17 protein-coding genes are annotated in these 17,919 nt (G+C 70.1%); 11 read left to right on the plus strand and 6 right to left on the minus strand.

Features of this window, described 5'->3' with window-relative positions; genetic code table 11:
- A partial coding sequence (locus tag O3X23_RS15280; RefSeq protein WP_443047859.1) for an RNA polymerase sigma factor occupies positions 1-1,163 on the minus strand: 1,163 nt, incomplete at its 3' end.
- Between the two features lie 201 nt (positions 1,164-1,364).
- Here O3X23_RS15280 and radA point away from each other — a divergent pair.
- Together radA and disA are read left to right on the plus strand one after the other, a co-directional pair.
- Entirely contained in the window at positions 1,365-2,750 is a 1,386-nt protein-coding gene (radA, locus tag O3X23_RS15285; RefSeq protein WP_269271916.1) for a DNA repair protein RadA, read from the plus strand.
- 101 nt (positions 2,751-2,851) lie between these two features.
- Positions 2,852-3,976 carry a DNA integrity scanning diadenylate cyclase DisA gene (gene disA, locus O3X23_RS15290; RefSeq protein WP_269271917.1) on the plus strand — a complete coding sequence of 375 codons (1,125 nt, stop codon included), beginning with the start codon at positions 2,852-2,854 and terminating at the stop codon, positions 3,974-3,976.
- Positions 3,977-4,092: 116 nt separating this feature from the next.
- Here the strand turns inward: disA and O3X23_RS15295 are convergent, their stop codons facing one another.
- Complete coding sequence (locus tag O3X23_RS15295; RefSeq protein ID WP_331283916.1) at positions 4,093-4,842, minus strand: hypothetical protein; 750 nt, start codon at positions 4,840-4,842, stop codon at positions 4,093-4,095.
- A 206-nt stretch (positions 4,843-5,048) separates the two neighbouring features.
- Between O3X23_RS15295 and O3X23_RS15300 the strand changes: the two genes are divergently transcribed.
- From O3X23_RS15300 to O3X23_RS15320, 5 genes are all read left to right on the plus strand, one after another.
- Positions 5,049-5,945, plus strand: a complete 897-nt coding sequence (locus O3X23_RS15300; RefSeq protein WP_269271919.1) for an A/G-specific adenine glycosylase — start codon at positions 5,049-5,051, stop codon at positions 5,943-5,945.
- A gap of 211 nt (positions 5,946-6,156) precedes the next feature.
- Entirely contained in the window at positions 6,157-6,687 is a 531-nt protein-coding gene (locus tag O3X23_RS15305; protein WP_138354128.1) for a SigE family RNA polymerase sigma factor, read from the plus strand.
- Positions 6,675-7,283, plus strand: a complete 609-nt coding sequence (locus tag O3X23_RS15310) for a hypothetical protein (RefSeq protein WP_269271920.1) — start codon at positions 6,675-6,677, stop codon at positions 7,281-7,283. The genes O3X23_RS15305 and O3X23_RS15310 overlap by 13 nt, the downstream gene beginning before the upstream one ends.
- On the plus strand, positions 7,276-7,959 hold the full coding sequence (gene cseB, locus O3X23_RS15315) for a two-component system response regulator CseB (protein ID WP_269271921.1): 684 nt from the start codon (positions 7,276-7,278) through the stop codon (positions 7,957-7,959). The genes O3X23_RS15310 and cseB overlap by 8 nt, the downstream gene beginning before the upstream one ends.
- A gap of 6 nt (positions 7,960-7,965) precedes the next feature.
- On the plus strand, positions 7,966-9,204 hold the full coding sequence (locus O3X23_RS15320; RefSeq protein ID WP_269271922.1) for a sensor histidine kinase: 1,239 nt from the start codon (positions 7,966-7,968) through the stop codon (positions 9,202-9,204).
- Positions 9,205-9,272: 68 nt separating this feature from the next.
- Here the strand turns inward: O3X23_RS15320 and O3X23_RS15325 are convergent, their stop codons facing one another.
- On the minus strand, positions 9,273-10,853 hold the full coding sequence (locus O3X23_RS15325) for an MDR family MFS transporter (protein ID WP_269271923.1): 1,581 nt from the start codon (positions 10,851-10,853) through the stop codon (positions 9,273-9,275).
- Positions 10,854-11,048: 195 nt separating this feature from the next.
- Here O3X23_RS15325 and O3X23_RS15330 point away from each other — a divergent pair, with 195 nt between their 5' ends.
- Positions 11,049-11,624 (plus strand): TetR/AcrR family transcriptional regulator, encoded by a 576-nt coding sequence (locus O3X23_RS15330; RefSeq protein ID WP_269271924.1) that lies wholly within the window; start codon positions 11,049-11,051, stop codon positions 11,622-11,624.
- 19 nt (positions 11,625-11,643) lie between these two features.
- Here the strand turns inward: O3X23_RS15330 and O3X23_RS15335 are convergent, their stop codons facing one another.
- A complete protein-coding gene (locus O3X23_RS15335) occupies positions 11,644-12,348 on the minus strand; it encodes a M23 family metallopeptidase (RefSeq protein ID WP_269271925.1) in 705 nt (234 codons plus the stop codon).
- Between the two features lie 509 nt (positions 12,349-12,857).
- On the opposite strand from O3X23_RS15335, the gene O3X23_RS15340 reads away from it, so the two are divergent.
- Positions 12,858-13,217 carry a trypco2 family protein gene (locus O3X23_RS15340; protein ID WP_269271926.1) on the plus strand — a complete coding sequence of 120 codons (360 nt, stop codon included), beginning with the start codon at positions 12,858-12,860 and terminating at the stop codon, positions 13,215-13,217.
- 62 nt (positions 13,218-13,279) lie between these two features.
- On the opposite strand, the gene O3X23_RS15345 is transcribed toward O3X23_RS15340, so the two are convergent.
- Complete coding sequence (locus O3X23_RS15345) at positions 13,280-13,717, minus strand: ATP-binding protein (RefSeq protein ID WP_269271927.1); 438 nt, start codon at positions 13,715-13,717, stop codon at positions 13,280-13,282.
- A 240-nt stretch (positions 13,718-13,957) separates the two neighbouring features.
- On the opposite strand from O3X23_RS15345, the gene O3X23_RS15350 reads away from it, so the two are divergent.
- Both O3X23_RS15350 and O3X23_RS15355 read left to right on the plus strand, forming a co-directional pair.
- On the plus strand, positions 13,958-14,854 hold the full coding sequence (locus tag O3X23_RS15350; RefSeq protein WP_269272072.1) for a helix-turn-helix domain-containing protein: 897 nt from the start codon (positions 13,958-13,960) through the stop codon (positions 14,852-14,854).
- Between the two features lie 11 nt (positions 14,855-14,865).
- On the plus strand, positions 14,866-15,066 hold the full coding sequence (locus tag O3X23_RS15355) for a DUF397 domain-containing protein (RefSeq protein ID WP_269271928.1): 201 nt from the start codon (positions 14,866-14,868) through the stop codon (positions 15,064-15,066).
- A 237-nt stretch (positions 15,067-15,303) separates the two neighbouring features.
- Here the strand turns inward: O3X23_RS15355 and O3X23_RS15360 are convergent, their stop codons facing one another.
- Positions 15,304-17,838 carry an ATP-dependent Clp protease ATP-binding subunit gene (locus tag O3X23_RS15360; protein ID WP_269271929.1) on the minus strand — a complete coding sequence of 845 codons (2,535 nt, stop codon included), beginning with the start codon at positions 17,836-17,838 and terminating at the stop codon, positions 15,304-15,306.
- Between the last annotated feature and the right edge of the window lie 81 nt (positions 17,839-17,919).

Consider the following 17,919-nt stretch of genomic DNA (forward strand, 5'->3'; position numbering starts at 1 on the left):
TCGTCGGTGCCGGTGCCGGTGCTGCCGGCCTTCTCGTACGGGTGGCCGTCGATGTCGTCCGTGCCGTCCATGCCGTCCACGTCCCGTTCGCTGGCGGAGATACCGCCCGGCTGGTCGGCACCGATCGGCGCGCCGCGGTAGGCGGCCCAGAGGGCGAGTACCGGCGCCGCCACGACGGCGGCGACGACCGTGGTGGTGACGGCGCGGTGCCGCAGTTGGGCGAGGCGGGCGGCGCGGTCCCGGTGGTCGAGGGGGAAGCCGCGGCGGTCGAAGCGCGGGGTGCCTTCGCGGCTGCGGCCGGCGCCGTCGCGCAGGGAGTACATGAGGGCGGCGTACGCGGCGGACCGCGGCGCTTCGAGCATCGTGAGCACGGCGGTGGCCGCGGTGGTGGCAGCGCCCGGCCAGGAGGCGCCGACGACGGCGCGCTCGGCGGTGAGCCGGCACTCCGGGCACTCGTCGACGTGCCGGACCAGCTCCCGGCGCAGGGCCGTGCCGAGCAGCACCTGGGCGTCGCCGGCCAGCCGGGCGACGGTGGCGCAGGTGCCGACCTCGACGACGGCGAGCGCGGCGCGGGTGCGTTCGACCTCGCAGGCGGCGCGGGCGAGGAGCGCGCGGGCAGCGTCCGCCTCGATGCCGAGGACGTGGCCGACCTCGTGCGGCGGGAGCTGGTGGCGGACCGCGAGTTCGAGCGCCTCGCGCTGCTCGGGGGTGGTGCCCGCGGCCTCCGGCCAGGCGAGGGCGGCCAGCCGGCCGCGCCGCTCCTCGGCGACCGATGCCGACATGCGGGGCACCTCGGGCCGGCCCCCCGCGAGGCGGCGCCGGCAGGACCAGCGGGCGAGGGCGTAGAGCCAGGGGCGGCGCAGCCCGGCGTCACGGAGCCGGCCGCGCTGCCGCTCGGCGAGGGCCAGTACCTCGCCGAGCGCGGCCGCGGCCGCGTCGTGCTCGCAGAGGACGGAGAGGCAGTAGGTGAACAGCCCGTCCAGATAGGGCTCGTAGTGGGCCGGGGGCTGCATCGGCAGCGTGCCGTGCGGGCGCCGGTCCTTGCGGTCACGCTGTTCCGGACGCGCTTCGGGGCGGGTCCGCGACGCCGACCGGTGCTTGCGGTGCGTACCGGTGCGGGTGCCGGTACCGGCGTCCTGGGGGTGGATCTCCTGCCTGCTCATCACCTGGCGACGGTAGGACGGCAGGAGCACCAGTCTCAGGCGTCCCGCAGGGCGTTAACCCGTATGGGTGGCGATGCCGCTCAAAAGGGGACACCCCGTTAGCTCGGACGAGTGCCGCGGGGAACGCGGGTACGGACGGTGCGGACCTCCGGTGGGAGGGATGCGGGGGCGTTGTCGGACCCTGCCGCTACGGTGAGCCCCATGCCTCCCCGCAAGACCGCTACGAAGGACCGACCGTCCTACCGCTGCACCGAGTGCGGCTGGACCACCGTGAAGTGGCTCGGCCGCTGCGGGGAGTGCCAGGCCTGGGGCACCGTCGAGGAGTTCGGCGGTGCGCCCGCTGTCAGGACCACGGCGGCCGGCCGGGTGACGACCGCGGCGAAGCCGATCGGCCAGGTGGACGTCAGCCAGGCGACGGCCCGCTCAACGGGTGTACCCGAGCTGGACCGGGTGCTCGGCGGCGGGCTGGTGCCCGGAGCCGTCGTGCTGGTCGCGGGCGAGCCGGGCGTCGGCAAGTCGACGCTGCTGCTGGACGTGGCGGCGAAGGCGGCGACCGCGCAGGGCCCGACGCTGTACATCACCGCCGAGGAGTCGGCGTCCCAGGTCCGGCTGCGCGCCGACCGGATCGGCGCGCTCTCCGACCATCTGTACCTGGCGGCCGAGACGGACCTGTCGGCGGTCCTGGGCCATCTGGACGACATCAAGCCGTCGCTGCTGATCCTGGACTCGGTGCAGACGGTGGCGTCCCCGGAGATCGACGGCGCGCCCGGCGGTATGGCGCAGGTTCGCGAGGTCGCGGGGGCGCTGATCCGCGCCTCCAAGGCGCGCGGCATGTCGACGCTCCTGGTCGGCCATGTCACGAAGGACGGCGCCATCGCGGGCCCCCGTCTGCTGGAGCACCTGGTCGACGTGGTGCTCAGCTTCGAGGGTGACCGACACGCCCGGCTGCGGCTGATCCGCGGCGTCAAGAACCGGTACGGCGCGACGGACGAGGTCGGCTGTTTCGAGCTGCACGACGAGGGCATCACGGGTCTGGCCGATCCCTCCGGACTTTTTCTGACCCGTCGCGACGAACCGGTCCCCGGCACGTGTCTGACGGTCACCCTGGAGGGCAAGCGCCCCCTGGTGGTCGAGGTCCAGGGCCTCACCGTCGACACCCAGATCCCGTCCCCGCGCCGTACGACGTCCGGGCTGGAGACGTCGCGCGTCTCGATGATGCTCGCCGTACTCGAACAGCGCGGCCGGATCCAGTCGATCGGAAAGCGCGACATCTACACGGCCACGGTGGGCGGCGTGAAGCTCACCGAGCCCGCCGCTGACCTGGCCGTGGCCCTCGCGCTGGCCAGTGCGGCGATCGACACACCGCTGCCCAAGAACCTGGTCGCGATCGGCGAGGTCGGCCTCGCGGGCGAGGTCAGACGGGTCACCGGGGTGCAGCGCAGGCTGTCCGAGGCGGCCCGGCTGGGCTTCACCCACGCCCTCGTACCGCCGGATCCCGGCAAAATCCCGCCGGGCATGAAAGTGGTCGAGGTGGCCGACATCACGGACGCCCTGCGGGCCCTCCCGAAGCGTGGCTCACGAGGCTAGAGAGGGTCCGAACAGCGGTCGCTGGCCCATTGCGGAGAGAACGTCAGTAAACTTTGCCCTGGTCTCGCCCTTTGGGCATCCGTAGCGACCGGAGGATTGCAGTGGCAGCCAACGACCGGGCAGCAGCTCCCGGCAAGTCCGGCGGGAGTTCCGCTGCTGATGCCCTGATGCGCGCTTCGCTCAGTGCGGTAGCTCCCGGCACCGGCCTGCGTGACGGACTCGAACGAATTCTGCGGGGCAATACGGGCGGGTTGCTCGTCCTCGGCATGGACAAGACCGTCGAGTCGCTCTGTACCGGCGGCTTCGTCCTCGACGTCGAGTTCACCGCGACCCGCCTGCGCGAACTGTGCAAGCTCGACGGCGCGCTGATCCTCGACAAGGACCTCACGAAGATCCTGCGGGCCGGCGTGCAGCTGGTCCCCGACTCCAACATCCCGACCGAGGAGACCGGCACCCGGCACCGCACCGCGGACCGCGTGAGCAAGCAGGTCAATTTCCCGGTCGTCTCGGTCAGCCAGTCGATGCGGCTGATCGCGCTCTACGTCGACGGGCAGCGCCGGGTCCTGGAGGACTCGGCCGCGATCCTGTCCCGGGCGAACCAGGCGCTGGCCACGCTGGAGCGCTACAAGCTGCGCCTGGACGAGGTGGCGGGCACGCTCTCCGCACTGGAGATCGAGGACCTGGTCACGGTCCGGGACGTCAGCGCGGTCTCGCAGCGGCTGGAGATGGTCCGCCGGATCGCCACCGAGATCGCCGAGTACGTGGTCGAGCTGGGCACCGACGGCCGGCTGCTCTCCCTGCAGCTGGACGAGCTGATCGCGGGCGTCGAGCCGGAGCGCGAACTGGTCGTCAAGGACTACGTGCCCGAGCCGACCGCGAAGCGGAACCGGACCGTGCCCGAGGCGCTCGTCGAACTGGACGCGCTGCCCCACGCGGAGCTGCTCGAACTCACCACCGTGGCCCGCGCCCTGGGCTACACCGGCTCGCCCGAGACGCTGGACTCCGCGGTCTCGCCGCGCGGCTACCGGCTGCTGGCGAAGGTGCCGCGGCTGCCGAACACGGTCATCGACCGCCTCGTCGAGCACTTCGGCGGCCTGCAGAAGCTGCTCGCCGCGAGCGTCGACGACCTGCAGACGGTGGACGGGGTCGGGGAGGCGCGAGCGCGTTCGGTGCGGGAGGGCCTGTCCAGGCTGGCCGAGTCGTCGATCCTGGAGCGGTACGTCTAGGACGTCTGTGCCGAGAGGGGCCGGGGCAGGTGCCCCGGCCCCTCTCTCGTGCTGCCTGACTGGGTCCTGGTCGGCTTTGGTCGGCCTTGATCAGCCCCGCTCGGCCTTAGTCGGCCTTAGTCGGCCTTGAGGACGAACGACGCCTGCTTCGGGGTGAAGCCCGCGATGCGTGCCTCTACGAGGTAGGTCGTTCCCACCGCTGCCGGTTGGTTCTTGGGGGTGGCGCAGGCCGGGGAGCTGGTCTGGCGGTTCCACTCGATCGTGTAGGTCGTCGCGCTGTGCGCCGGGACCTGCAGCAGGTAGGCGCCGCGGGCGGCCGGGCAGTCGTCGGTGGACCATACGTGCTTGTTGCCGGCGGTGTTGGTGACCGTGACGATGGCCGCCGTCGATCCGAAGTCGACCTTGCAGGCCGTCGCGGCGGAGTTGGCCGCGGTCAGCTCGAACTTCGGCTTCTCGTTGGGCGCGTAGACGTTCTGCGTGCTGCGCAGCGTCAACTGGACGTCGGAGACGGCGCAGTCGGCCAGGGTCGAGCCGGCCGGGAGCTGGTTGCCCGAACCGCCGGAGCCCGCTCCGCCGGACGAGGAGCCGGACGTCGCGCCGTTCGAACCGCCGCCGGACACACCGGCGTCGGTGCCGCCCGAGGGTGATCCGGAGGTGCCGCCGGACGACGAGCCGTTCGAGGGGTCGCCGCTGCCGCCGTTGTCCCGCCCACCCGGGCGTCCGGGGAGGTGCGAGCCGCTGGGGGTGGGGCCGGGCGTGATGGACGTCGCCGGGGTGCGTCCGTCGGGTCCCTTCGCGCCGGTACCGCTGCCGGAGCCGCCCGAGTTGAAGGCCCACACCGCCAGCACGGCGAGCAGGGCGGCCATGCAGAGCACAACAGCCCGCCGTCGCCAGTAGATGGACGACGGAAGAGGTCCGATCGGATTGCGCACAGAGCCCACACGCGAACTCTAGGGGAGATCGACCGCGCACCGTCGCAACACCCGCCGCACTGGGCGTGGTCTTTCCCGATCATCACGTTTTCCCGCCGGGTCGGTCACTGTCAGTGGCATGTGCGAGGATCGACGACGCTATGAGCACTGACACCCGCGCCACCGCACATCACGATCTGCACGCCCCCGTCATCGACTGGTTCGAGGAGCATGCCCGGGATCTCCCGTGGCGCCGCCCGGAGGCCGGAGCGTGGGGTGTGATGGTCAGCGAGTTCATGCTGCAGCAGACCCCGGTCAGCCGCGTGCTGCCGGTGTACGAGCTGTGGCTGGCGCGCTGGCCGCGCCCCGCCGACCTGGCGACCGAGCCGGCGGGCGAGGCCGTACGCGCCTGGGGGCGGCTCGGCTATCCGCGCCGCGCGCTGCGGCTGCACGCGGCGGCGACCGCGATAGCGCTCAGCCATGGCGGCGAAGTCCCCCGCGACCACGCCAAGTTGCTGGCCCTCCCCGGCGTCGGCGAGTACACCGCGGCGGCCATCGCGTCGTTCGCGTACGGGCAGCGGCACGCGGTACTGGACACCAACGTCCGCCGGGTCTTCGCCCGTGCCGTCACCGGAGTCCAGTACCCGCCGACGGCGACGACCGCCGCGGAGCGGCGTACCGCGCTGACCCTGCTGCCCGACGACAGGGCGACGGCCGCCCGCTGGGCGGCGGCCACGATGGAGCTGGGCGCGCTGGTCTGCACCGCGCGCGGGCCCGAGTGCGTCCGCTGCCCGATCGCGGCGAGCTGCGCCTGGCGGCTGGCCGGCTCCCCCGCGCACACCGGGCCGCCGCGCCGCGGGCAGACGTACGCGGGCACGGACCGCCAGGTGCGCGGAAAGCTGCTCGCCGTACTGCGGGACGCGGTCGGCCCCGTGCCGCAGTCCGCGCTGGACGCGGTGTGGCAGGAGCCGGTGCAGCGGGCCCGCGCGCTGGACGGCCTGGTGGAGGACGGTCTGGTCGAGCCGCTTGCCGACGGGGTCTACCGTCTGCCGGCCTGAACCCGGCCCGAACTCCGCCGACTGCCGGTTTAAACCCCTTCGGGACGTTGGTCCTGAGGCTGTTACATAATCGACGGCTTCCTGTGAGCCCCCTGTGCGCCCACGGTGGCAAAAGCCCAACATCCCCTCCGTAGCGTCGTCCTCGTCGGAACGGTTGGCACATCAGCGCAACAGTCGACAGGGCGGGACAGCACGGGACGGAGGGCGACCCATGGCGGCGAACGGCACGGTTCTGGAGTTCGAGGAGTACGTGAGGACGCGGCAGGACGCACTGCTGCGGAGCGCACGGCGGCTCGTGCCCGACCCGATCGACGCCCAGGACCTTGTCCAGACCGCCCTGGTGCGGACCTACCCGCGCTGGGACGGCATCGCCGACAAGACGCTCGCGGACGCCTACATGCGCCGCGTCATGATCAACACGCGGACCGAGTGGTGGCGGAACCGCAAGCTCGACGAGATCCCCACCCAGGAGCTGCCCGACGCCAGCGTCGACGACGGCGCCGACCAGCGGGCCGACCGCGAGATGCTCCGTGACGCGCTGCAGGTCCTCGCGCCCAAGCAGCGCCAAGTCGTGATGTTGCGCCACTACGGGCAGCTGTCCACGGAGGAGACCGCCCGCGCCCTCGGCATGTCGACGGGTACGGTGAAGAGCACTCTGCACCGGGCGCTGGCCCGGCTGCGCCATGAGCTGGAGCACGGCCGCTACGGCTACTCACGGATGGAGGGCGTGTGCGCCGCCTAGCAGCTCTGATCGCGGTGGCGGTGGCCATGTGCCTGCTGACCGCGCTTGCAGGCTGCAGGACCGGCACCGGGGCACGCCGTGAGGGCCCCGCACCCCTTCAGACGCTCAGGGCGGAACCCAGCCCCGCGCCGTCCATCGCCGGTGACCCGGCGGCGCTGGCGAAGCTGGTGAAGAAGGACACCCGGAACGTCAGCGCGGAGGTGCGCGAGGATCTCGCGCCCTGCGCCGGTGACGAGTACCCGGTGGACACCTCGTCCGGCGATCTCACCAGCGGCGAGGCACCCGATCTGATCGTGAACGTCGCCACCTGCGGGGACGGCATGGGGATCGCGAGCTATGTGTACCGGATGATCGACGGGCAGTACCAGAACGTCTTCGCCGACGAGCAGCCGCCGGTCTACGGCAGTGCGGAGAACGGCCGACTGGAGATCATCCGCCAGGTGTACAAGGGCGACGACCAGGTCTGCTGCCCCACCGGGCAGGAGGCCCTGACGTACGTCTGGAAGGACACCAGGTTCGTACAGGTGGAGCGCACGTACACCGACTACGGGGACGCGCTCCCCACACCTATGCCGGAAAAGAAGACGCATGGCTGAGACACACGTCCTGTTCGTCGAGGACGACGACGTCATCCGCGAGGCGACGACGCTCGCGCTGGAGCGCGACGGCTTCAAGGTGACGGCGGTCGCCGACGGACTGTCCGGGCTGGAGGCGTTCCGCGCCGAGCAGCCCGACCTCGCGCTGCTCGACGTGATGGTGCCGGGTCTCGACGGCGTCAGCCTGTGCCGGCGGATCCGGGACGAGTCGACCGTGCCGGTGATCATGCTGTCCGCGCGCGCCGACTCCATCGACATCGTGCTCGGCCTGGAGGCCGGCGCCGACGACTACGTGACGAAGCCCTTCGACGGGGCGGTGCTGGTCGCCCGGATCCGGGCGGTCCTGCGCCGTTTCGGCCACGCCTCCTCCGGTGACGAACCGGCGGAGGCTGCCCTGCTGTCCTTCGGTGACATCGAGATCGACCCCGAGGGCCTGGAGGTGACCCGCGGCGGCGAGCGGCTCGCCCTGACCCCCACCGAGATGCGGCTGCTGCTGGAGTTCTCCGCGGCACCCGGCGCCGTGCTCTCCCGCGACCGGCTGCTGGAGCGGGTCTGGGACTATGAGTGGGGTGGCGACACCCGGGTCGTGGACGTCCACGTCCAGCGGCTGCGCGTCAAGATCGGGCAGGACCGGATCGAGACGGTGCGCGGCTTCGGTTACAAGCTCAGGGCCTGACAGACCATGCCGTTGTTCCCCCGCTCCAGTCTGCGCTGGAAGCTCAGCGCCGCCATCGCCTGCGTTTCGGTGCTCGTCGCCGTGGCGCTGAGCCTCGTGGTGCACAACGCCGCCCGCGTCAGCATGATCGACAACTCCCGTGACGTGCAGGACGAGCGGGTGCAGTCCGCGCTGCGGATCTACGAGGTCACCGGCAAGAAGGTCTTCTCCGCCCAGCTCGACGACCCGGCCCTGCCCAAGCCGCTCAAGGACTTCGCGGCCAGGGGCGAACGCGCCACCTACGTCCAGGACAGCGGCGGCGCGCCGATCGTGTGGGCCGAGACACCCACCAACGACGGCCGCATCCTGTCGCTGCGCACCACCTTCAAGGACCGCTACTCGGTCCTCGTCGACCTCGACCAGGCCCTGATCGTCGGCTCGCTCGCGGTGGTCGTGGGCGGCACCGCGCTCGGCGTGCTGATCGGCGGCCGGATGTCCCGGCGGCTGCGCAAGGCGGCCGTCGCCGCCCGCAAGGTGGCCGACGGCAACCCCGAGGTGCGGGTGCGCGACGCGATCGGCGGCCGGGTCCGCGACGAGACCGACGAGCTGGCGGCAGCCGTCGACGCGATGGCGGACGCCCTCCAGGACCGGCTGGAGGCCGAGCGGCGGGTCACCGCCGACATCGCCCACGAGCTGCGCACCCCGGTGACCGGACTGGTCACCGCGGCGGAGCTGCTGCCGCCCGGCCGCCCGGCCGAGCTGGTCCGGAACCGGGCCCAGGCGCTGCGCACCCTGGTCGAGGACGTGCTGGAGGTGGCGCGGCTGGACGGGGCGGCGGAGCAGCCCGACCTCCAGGAGGTCGCGCTGGGCGACTTCGTCCGCCGGCGGGTGCTGGCGCAGGACCCCGACGCCGTGGTGACCGTGATCGAGGACGCGGTGGTGCACACCGACCCGCGCCGGCTGGAGCGCATCCTCGGCAACCTGCTGGCCAACGCGGCACGGCACGGCAATCCGCTGACCGAGGTGAGCATCAACGGGCCGTTCCTGCGGATCCGCGACCACGGTCCCGGCTTCCCCGACGACCTGCTGCGCGAGGGCCCCAGCCGCTTCCGTACCGGCAGCTCCGACCGGGCGGGCGGCGACCACGGCCTCGGCCTCACCATCGCCGCCGGCCAGGCCCGGGTGCTGCGCGCCCGGCTCACCTTCCGCAACGCCCCGGCCTCCGACGGCGGCGGCGCGGTCGCGCAGCTGCTGTTGCCCCGCTGAACCGCTCGTACGACGACGGCCCCCGGCAGATGGTGCCGGGGGCCGTCGTCATGCGTTCGGGGTCTGCGTCAGATCGCGTCGACCGAGTGCAGCGCCGCGTTGTCCGAGGGCTTCGCGTCCTTGTCGGCGCCGGGAGCCTGCGGAGCGCCGCGCAGCGGGATCTCCTTGACGAACCAGGCCGCCACGAAGCCGACGATGCTGATCACCGCGCCCCACAGGAAGACGGTGTGGGTGCCGTTGGAGACCGCGTGCAGGTAGGCGTCGCGGACCTGCGCCGGCAGGGCCGCGATGCTCTTGGGGTCCAGCTGGGCCGAGCCCGCTGTCGCCTTGCTGCCGTCGCCGCCGAGCTCCGTCATGGTGTCCTGCACGTGGTGCGTGAAGAGCGCGCCGAAGAGCGAGACGCCGAACGAGCCGCCGATGGTGCGGAAGAGCGTCGCGGACGAGCTGCCGACGCCGAGGTCCTTCATCTCGACGCTGTTCTGCGCGACGAGCATGGTGATCTGCATCAGGAAGCCCATGCCCGCACCGAGCACGGCCATGAAGACGCCGGACCAGAAGCGGGTCGTGCCGGTGTCCATCGTGGACAGCAGGTACAGCCCGACGGTGATCAGGCCGCCGCCGATGATCGGAAAGACCTTGTAGCGGCCGCTCTGGGTGGTGACCCGGCCGGCGATCAGCGAGACCACCATCATCGACAGCAGCATCGGCAGGAGCAGCAGGCCGGAGTTGGTGGCCGACGCGCCCTGGACGGTCTGCTGGTAGAGCGGCAGGAACGTCATCGCGCCGAACATCACGAAACCGACGAGGAAGCCGATCAGGGAGATCAGCGAGAAGTTGCGGTTGCGGAAGATGTGCAGCGGCATGACCGGCTCTTTGGCCTTGGTCTCGACCCAGATGAAGGCCGCGATCGCGACGACGCCGAGGACGAGGAGACCGATGATCTGCGGGGAGGCCCAGCCGTACTGGGTGCCGCCCCAGGTGGTGAGGAGCACCAGCGCGGTGATGCCGACGGTGAGCAGTCCGGCGCCGAGGTAGTCGATGCGGGCCTGGACGCGCTTCTTCGGCAGGTGCAGGACGATGTAGATCATCGCGAGCGCCACCGCGCCGAGTGGCAGGTTGATGTAGAAGCTCCAGCGCCAGCCCCAGTTGTCGGTGATGGTGCCGCCGACGAGCGGGCCGCCGATCATCGCGAGCGCCATGACGCCGGCCATCATGCCCTGGTACTTGCCACGTTCCCGCGGCGGTATGAGGTCACCGATGATCGCCATCACACCGACGATCAGACCGCCGGCGCCGAGGCCCTGGACCGCGCGGAAGGCGATCAGCTGGTCCATCGACTGGGAGAGGCCGGAGAGTGCCGAACCGGCCAGGAAGAGCACGATCGACGTCATGAAGATGCCCTTGCGACCGTACATGTCGCCGAGCTTTCCCCAGATGGGCGTCGAGGCGGCGGTCGCGAGCGTGTAGGCGGTGACCACCCAGGAGAGGTGGTTGAGGCCGCCGAGCTCCCCTACGATCGTCGGCATCGCGGTACCGATGATCATGTTGTCGAGCATCGCGAGCAACATCGCGATCATGAGCCCGAGCAGAACCACACGCACACTGCGCTGAGGAGCCGCTTCGGGTGGCGTTTCTGCGGTCTGGGACATGACCGGTGCCCTCCCCTGGATGGGGCGGCCCGCTCGTGCTTCTGGTACTTACTTGCCGCCCGGCTAGTTAACTACGACACTGAAGGTAAGCCGTCACTAGCCGGTCGTCAAGTAAGTAGATTACGTTTGACCAAAGCCATACCGGCCAGCGGCCACACGGCCACAACGGGCGTTCAACGCAGGAGAGCGGTAGTCATGGGCACTTCGCAAGCACGTCGCGGTGACACCCGCCACCGCATCCAGGACGTCGCGCTCGAGCTCTTCGCCGAGCAGGGGTACGAGAAGACGTCGCTGCGCGAGATCGCCGAGCACCTCGACGTGACGAAGGCCGCGCTGTACTACCACTTCAAGACCAAGGAAGACATCCTCACCAGCATCGTCGCGGACATAGGCCGGCCGGTGGACGAGCTGATCACGTGGGCCGAGGCGCAGCCGCGCACGCTGGAGAACAAGCAGGAGATGCTGCGCCGCTACAGCGCGGCCCTGTGGGGCGCCTCGGCGCTCTTCCGGTTCATCCAGGAGAACCAGGCCACGATGCGCGAGCTGAGCATCGGCGAGCAGTTCAAGGGCAAGATGCTCGCCCTGCACCACCTGCTCAAGGAGCCCGAGTTCTCGATGGCGAGCCAGGTGCGCTGCATCACCGCGCTCTTCGCGATGCACGCCGGGATGTTCGCCGTGCAGAACATCGAGGGCGACCCTGAGGAGAAGCGCGAAGCCATCCTCGAGGTCGCCCTCGATCTCATCGCCCAGGCCCACCGGAACCTGGACTAGGTGGTGCGGGGTCGCACCGTCACATGTTGACGCCGTGCTGGTGCAGGAACGCCAGGGGCTCCTCGCCCGAGCCGTAGACCGGCGTGGTGCGGGCCTCGAAGTGCAGGTGCGGGCCGGTCGAGTTCCCGGTGCTCCCGGACTTGCCGATCTCCTGGCTGGTGCTCACGGTCTCGCCGACCGAGACCTCGAGCTTCGACAGGTGGCCGTACTGGGTGTACGTGCCGTTGCCGTGCTTGATCACGATGTTGTTGCCGTAGGCGCCGCCCCAGCCGGCGTCGACCACGGTGCCGCCGTGCACGGCCTTGACCTGCGTGCCCGTCGGCACCACGAAGTCCTGGCCGGAGTGCTTGTGCGACCAGTGCGAGCCGGCCTGCGCGAACGACGCGCCGATCGTGTAGCTGTCCACCGGCTTCACCCAGGCGTTCACGCGCGTCTTGCGGTCGGCGGCGGACTTCTCGGCCGCACGCTCCTTGGCGTCGGCCTTCGCGGCCGCGGCCTTGGCCCTCGCCGTCGCGGCCTTCTTCTGACCGTCGGCCTGCGTCTTCATGACGTCCGCGATGCTGTTCGCCGACGCGGAGCCGAAGAGGCCCGCGTCCTGCGAGTCGGCGGCCATGGCCGCCGTAGAGCCCAGCGCGAGTGCCACGCACACGCCGCCCGCCACCACGGCCGCACGACCACGAAGGGCGGACTTCGGGGCGTGGTTCTTCGTCGAGTTCTTAAGCATGCAGGGTTACCTCACTGATTGGGGGGGGGTAGGAAGCAGAAGCGACTGCGGGCCGCTTGTGCCATTCAGTGGTAACGCGCCCTGCTGCCCTGACACAAGGCGCCTTTCTACTATCAGCGGCCGTAGCAAAAGCAGAGGCGAAACGCCTCTTGCCAGGCCGCTCGGCGGCCCAAAGGGCACCCAAATCGCCCATCGAGGCCCAAAATAGAGCCTCTGCGGCATCCGGCCTGTGCTCCACGCCACAGAATTCGCGGGTCCCTTCCCCGCAAGGAAGCGTCGACTATTCCGGCTAGTAACAGCCGAATGGCGCGTGTGCCATGTCACCAGGCAATAAGATCCATTCCCTTTCGGGCAGGACCTCGGATTAATCGCGCGGGTCGAAAGTCCTGTGGCCCCCGTCACTCGACCGACGCGATCCCGCCCGCCGCAATTCCCGGGAAACCACGGCGACGGGCGCCCGCGCTGCCCTAGCGTGGCCCCACCGGACAAGGGGTGGGGGGCACACGGCGATGGCGGACGAGTACCTGAACGACATCGAGCTGGCGGACGCGGTCGAGGCGGTCCGCGAGGGCCTGGCCACGGCTGCCGCGCGCGGCAGCGGGAAAGCGGTCCGTTTCGAGGTCGGCGACATCCACATGGAGTTCACCGTGGAGATCCGCCGCGACGTGACGGGCAAGGCGGGCGTCAAAGCCTGGGTCGTGGACGCGGGAGTGGAAGGCACGCGGTCGCGCGGCCGCACCCACACGGTCTCCTTCACCCTCAAGCCGAAGAACGCCGCCACCGGCGGCCACGTGGACGTCCGGATGCACGACGAGGGCGACAGCAGCCACTTCACCGACGCCGGCAGCGGCAGCGGCAGCGGCAGCTGACGGCGGTGCCCATCGGACGGCCGCCGCCGTCCTCAACGCCGACGCGATCCCGGCGGCCACGGTCACGCCCCGCCCACGCCCCCGGGACTGGTCCCCCGCCCGAGCGTGAACCACACCCCCGTCCCCGGCCGGGCCGCCGTGACCCCGCACCCGTCGGCCAGCGCCGTCACGAGAAACAACCCGCGCCCGCCGAGCTCCCCCACCCCCGCCCGCCGCGGAACCGGCCGCCCCGAGCCACCACCGCCGTCGTACACGGCGACCCGCACCTCTTCCCGCTCCACCGCGAGCCGCAGATGCACTTCCCCGCCAACGTGCAGGTGCACGTTGGTCACCAACTCCGACGTGCAGACGGCCGCGGTATCAGCCAGCCGCCCCAGCCCCTCCGCGCCCAGCGCGGACCGAACGAAGTCCCGGCAGACCTTGGGGGCGGTCGCCGTGCCGGGGGTGAACAGGGTGTACGTGTGCGGCAGTTGCTCGTCATCAGGCGGCTTGTGATCCACGGGGGCTCCCTTGCGCTGGCGTGGGTTGAGTACGCAGTGGCATGCCGGTCGCCGTGGCCGTGACGAGTCGGTGCGCTTCCGCGTGGAACGCGGGCATGGCGGCAACAAGGCCACCAACTCCGCTTCGTGAGGCATGCATTACTCACGGTAGATGAAAATGGCGCAGTACTGCAACCTATTCCCTTGAGGGAGTGGACCGCCGTTGCGCACCAGGGCAAACTGAGCGTCAGACCCGGAGGAGTGTTCCCCTTGCCGCTTCGCACGACCATCACCGAAAGGCAGCGCCGCCTCGGCGCAGAACTGCGGGAACTCCGCGAGCGCAGCGGCCTTTCGCTCGCCGAAGCCGGTGCGGCCGTTGGCATGGGCGGCCCCCACCTCAGCCACGTGGAGGCCGGACGAACTGCTGTCGCGACGGAACGACTGGTGGCCCTCTGTCGCACATATGGCTGCAGTAATGCGCCGTATATCGAGGCTCTGACGTCCATGGCCGAGAGCAAAGGCAAGGGCTGGTGGTCGCAGTACCGGAAGACGGCTTCGCAGCTGATGCTCGACTTGGCAGAGCTGGAGGCTCGCGCCACCGGCATCCGCACTCACGAAACGCTGCTCGTGCCCGGCCTCCTGCAGACGGAGTCGTACATGCGGGCCCTGTTCCGCAGTGCGCTGCCGACGGCTTCCTCCGGCGAGATCGACACCCTCGTACGATTCCGTCGGGCCCGTCAGGAGATCCTGGATGCCGAGTCGGCGGTGACACTGCACGCCGTCATCCACGAAGCCGCCCTGCGCATCGCTGTGGGCGGCTCGGACGTGATGCGAGGGCAACTCACCCACCTCATCCACATGTCCGGCCGCCCCAACGTCACCATCCAGGTGCTGCCCTTCGAAGCAGGGGCTCGCGCCTGGTTCGGCAATCCGTTCCTCATCCTGAGCGCCGGAGTATGCGGCCTGGAGACGGTCCTCGTAGAACATCCGGCGGAGCCGTTGCGTCTTGGTGACGACGAGTCGATCGCCCGTTACGAGGCTGCGTTCGCCGGCTTGAGCCAGAGCGCCCTACCCGAGGTGATCACAGACGCGGGCCCGGACCATCACGAGAAGCGGGACTCCTGGGGCCTCATCCAGCACATCCTCTACACCCACTAGTGAAGGTCCACATGCCGCAACTCAATTGGCAGAAGTCCTCGTTCAGCGACGGCGCGGGCGCCAACTGCCTGGAACTCGCCATATCCCCCGCAGACGTAACGATCCTCCTCCGCGAAAGCGACGCCCCCGGCGTCATCCTCACCACCACCCGCACCCGCCTCGCGGACCTGCTCACGCGCATCAAAGCCGACGAGATCACCCTCGTCCTTTGATTCGCTCGTACGGCGGATACACGGGCCGGACCTGCCCTAGCGCCAATTGTGCAGCAGCCCGCTGCACAATTGCCGTGAGGACATATCGCCCCACCCCCGTCCGTACGAATGCCGCTCCGCCCCCGCAGGGCGCGGCCCCGCGGGCCTGCGGCGGCCCCCAGGGACGCCAAAGGGGCGGGCCCGGAACCTGAAGGTTCCGGGCCCGCCCCTTGTCACTGCGAGCCGAGCGGCAGGCGCTTACGCGTCCTTGGAGAGGTTCGGGGCGGAGCCGCCCGAGCCTGCGGCCTCGATCGGCGGGGTGTCCGCGACCGTGACCTTTTCCTCGCCGCGGAAGGTGAACTTCTTCTCTTCACCCTCGCCCTCGGTGTCGACGACCACGATGTGGCCGGGGCGCAGCTCTCCGAAGAGGATCTTCTCGGAGAGGATGTCCTCGACCTCCCGCTGGATGGTCCGGCGCAGCGGCCGGGCACCCAGGACGGGGTCGTAGCCCTTCTTGCCGAGCAGCTTCTTGGCCTCGACGCTGAGCTCCAGGCCCATGTCGCGGTCCTTGAGGCGCTCGTCCACCTTGGCGACCATGAGGTCGACGATCTGCATGATGTCTTCCTCCGTCAGCTGGTGGAAGACCACGACGTCGTCGACACGGTTGAGGAACTCGGGGCGGAAGTGCTGCTTGAGCTCCTCGCCGACCTTCGCCTTCATCCGCTCGTACCCGGTCTTGGCGTCACCCGTGGCCGCGAAGCCGAGGTTGAAGCCCTTGGAGATGTCCCGGGTGCCGAGGTTGGTCGTCATGATGATGACCGTGTTCTTGAAGTCCACGACCCGGCCCTGGGAGTCGGTCAGCCGACCGTCCTCCAGGATCTGCAACAGGGAGTTGAAGATGTCGGGGTGGGCCTTCTCGACCTCGTCGAAGAGGACGACGGAGAACGGCTTGCGGCGCACCTTCTCGGTGAGCTGCCCGCCCTCTTCGTAGCCGACGTAGCCGGGAGGCGAGCCGAAGAGCCGCGAGACGGTGTGCTTCTCGCTGAACTCCGACATGTCGAGCTGGATGAGCGCGTCCTCGTCGCCGAAGAGGAACTCGGCGAGCGTCTTGGAGAGCTCGGTCTTACCGACGCCGGACGGGCCGGCGAAGATGAACGAGCCACCGGGGCGCTTCGGGTCCTTGAGGCCGGCGCGGGTGCGTCGGATGGCCTGGGAGAGCGCCTTGATGGCGTCCTTCTGGCCGATGACGCGCTTGTGGAGCTCGTCCTCCATGCGCAGCAGGCGCGAGGACTCCTCCTCGGTGAGCTTGAAGACCGGGATGCCGGTGGCCGTGGCCAGGACCTCCGCGATCAGCTCCTCGTCCACCTCGGCGACGACGTCCATGTCGCCGGCCTTCCACTCCTTCTCGCGCTTGCCCTTGGCGGCGAGGAGCTGCTTCTCCTTGTCGCGGAGCGAGGCGGCCTTCTCGAAGTCCTGCGAATCGATCGCGGACTCCTTCTCACGGCGCACGTCGGCGATCTTCTCGTCGAACTCGCGGAGGTCCGGCGGTGCGGTCATCCGGCGAATGCGCATCCGGGAGCCGGCTTCGTCGATCAGGTCGATCGCCTTGTCCGGGAGGAAGCGGTCCGAGATGTAGCGGTCGGCCAGGGTGGCGGCGGCGACCAGGGCGGCGTCGGTGATCGACACACGGTGGTGTGCCTCGTACCGGTCGCGCAGACCCTTGAGGATCTCGATGGTGTGGGGCAGCGACGGCTCGGCGACCTGGATGGGCTGGAAGCGGCGCTCGAGGGCCGCGTCCTTCTCCAGGTGCTTGCGGTACTCGTCGAGCGTCGTGGCACCGATGGTCTGCAGCTCACCACGGGCGAGCATCGGCTTCAGGATCGAAGCCGCGTCGATCGCGCCCTCGGCGGCACCCGCACCCACGAGGGTGTGGAGCTCGTCGATGAACAGGATGATGTCGCCGCGGGTGCGGATCTCCTTGAGGACCTTCTTCAGGCGCTCCTCGAAGTCACCGCGGTACCGGGAACCGGCGACGAGGGCGCCGAGGTCCAGGGTGTAGAGCTGCTTGTCCTTGAGCGTCTCGGGCACTTCGCCCTTGACGATCGCCTGGGCGAGGCCCTCGACGACGGCGGTCTTGCCGACGCCGGGCTCGCCGATGAGGACGGGGTTGTTCTTGGTGCGGCGGGACAGCACCTGCATGACCCGCTCGATCTCCTTCTCGCGCCCGATGACCGGGTCGAGCTTGGTCTCACGAGCGGCCTGCGTCAGGTTGCGGCCGAACTGGTCCAGGACCAGCGAGGTCGAGGGCGTGCCCTCGGCCGGGCCGCCGGCGCCCGCCGACTCCTTGCCGCCGCCGGAGTAGCCGGACAGCAGCTGGATGACCTGCTGCCGGACCCGGTTCAGGTCGGCGCCGAGCTTCACGAGGACCTGGGCGGCGACGCCCTCGCCCTCGCGGATGAGGCCGAGCAGGATGTGCTCGGTCCCGATGTAGTTGTGTCCGAGCTGAAGGGCCTCGCGGAGCGACAGCTCCAGGACCTTCTTGGCACGGGGGGTGAAGGGGATGTGCCCGGACGGGGCCTGCTGGCCCTGACCGATGATCTCCTCCACCTGCTGGCGGACCGCCTCGAGCGAAATCCCGAGGCTCTCCAGGGCCTTAGCGGCGACACCCTCACCCTCGTGGATCAGGCCCAGGAGGATGTGCTCGGTGCCGATGTAGTTGTGGTTGAGCATCCGGGCTTCTTCCTGAGCCAGGACGACAACCCGCCGCGCGCGGTCGGTGAACCTCTCGAACATCGTTAATCGCTCCTCAGAGCGGTCGGGCAGTTAGGGGGCGGTCCCCTCCCTGTCCTTCCGCATGCTAGTCCCGACAGCGGG

It is taken from the genome of Streptomyces sp. H39-S7 (assembly GCF_027158205.1).
GTDB lineage: Bacteria > Actinomycetota > Actinomycetes > Streptomycetales > Streptomycetaceae > Actinacidiphila.

Bases quoted from the DNA above. Each gene is read 5' to 3' on its own strand.
- O3X23_RS15355 (WP_269271928.1), top strand. From the start codon at position 14,866: ATGCCGCAACTCAATTGGCAGAAGTCCTCGTTCAGCGACGGCGCGGGC.
- O3X23_RS15295 (WP_331283916.1), bottom strand. From the start codon at position 4,842: ATGGCCGCCCTGCTCGCCGTGCTGGCGGTGTGGGCCTTCAACTCGGGC.
- O3X23_RS15320 (WP_269271922.1), top strand. From the start codon at position 7,966: ATGCCGTTGTTCCCCCGCTCCAGTCTGCGCTGGAAGCTCAGCGCCGCC.
- O3X23_RS15325 (WP_269271923.1), bottom strand. From the start codon at position 10,853: ATGTCCCAGACCGCAGAAACGCCACCCGAAGCGGCTCCTCAGCGCAGT.
- O3X23_RS15305 (WP_138354128.1), top strand. From the start codon at position 6,157: ATGGCGGCGAACGGCACGGTTCTGGAGTTCGAGGAGTACGTGAGGACG.
- O3X23_RS15360 (WP_269271929.1), bottom strand. From the start codon at position 17,838: ATGTTCGAGAGGTTCACCGACCGCGCGCGGCGGGTTGTCGTCCTGGCT.
- cseB (WP_269271921.1), top strand. From the start codon at position 7,276: ATGGCTGAGACACACGTCCTGTTCGTCGAGGACGACGACGTCATCCGC.
- O3X23_RS15330 (WP_269271924.1), top strand. From the start codon at position 11,049: ATGGGCACTTCGCAAGCACGTCGCGGTGACACCCGCCACCGCATCCAG.
- radA (WP_269271916.1), top strand. From the start codon at position 1,365: ATGCCTCCCCGCAAGACCGCTACGAAGGACCGACCGTCCTACCGCTGC.
- O3X23_RS15335 (WP_269271925.1), bottom strand. From the start codon at position 12,348: ATGCTTAAGAACTCGACGAAGAACCACGCCCCGAAGTCCGCCCTTCGT.
- O3X23_RS15340 (WP_269271926.1), top strand. From the start codon at position 12,858: ATGGCGGACGAGTACCTGAACGACATCGAGCTGGCGGACGCGGTCGAG.
- O3X23_RS15300 (WP_269271919.1), top strand. From the start codon at position 5,049: ATGAGCACTGACACCCGCGCCACCGCACATCACGATCTGCACGCCCCC.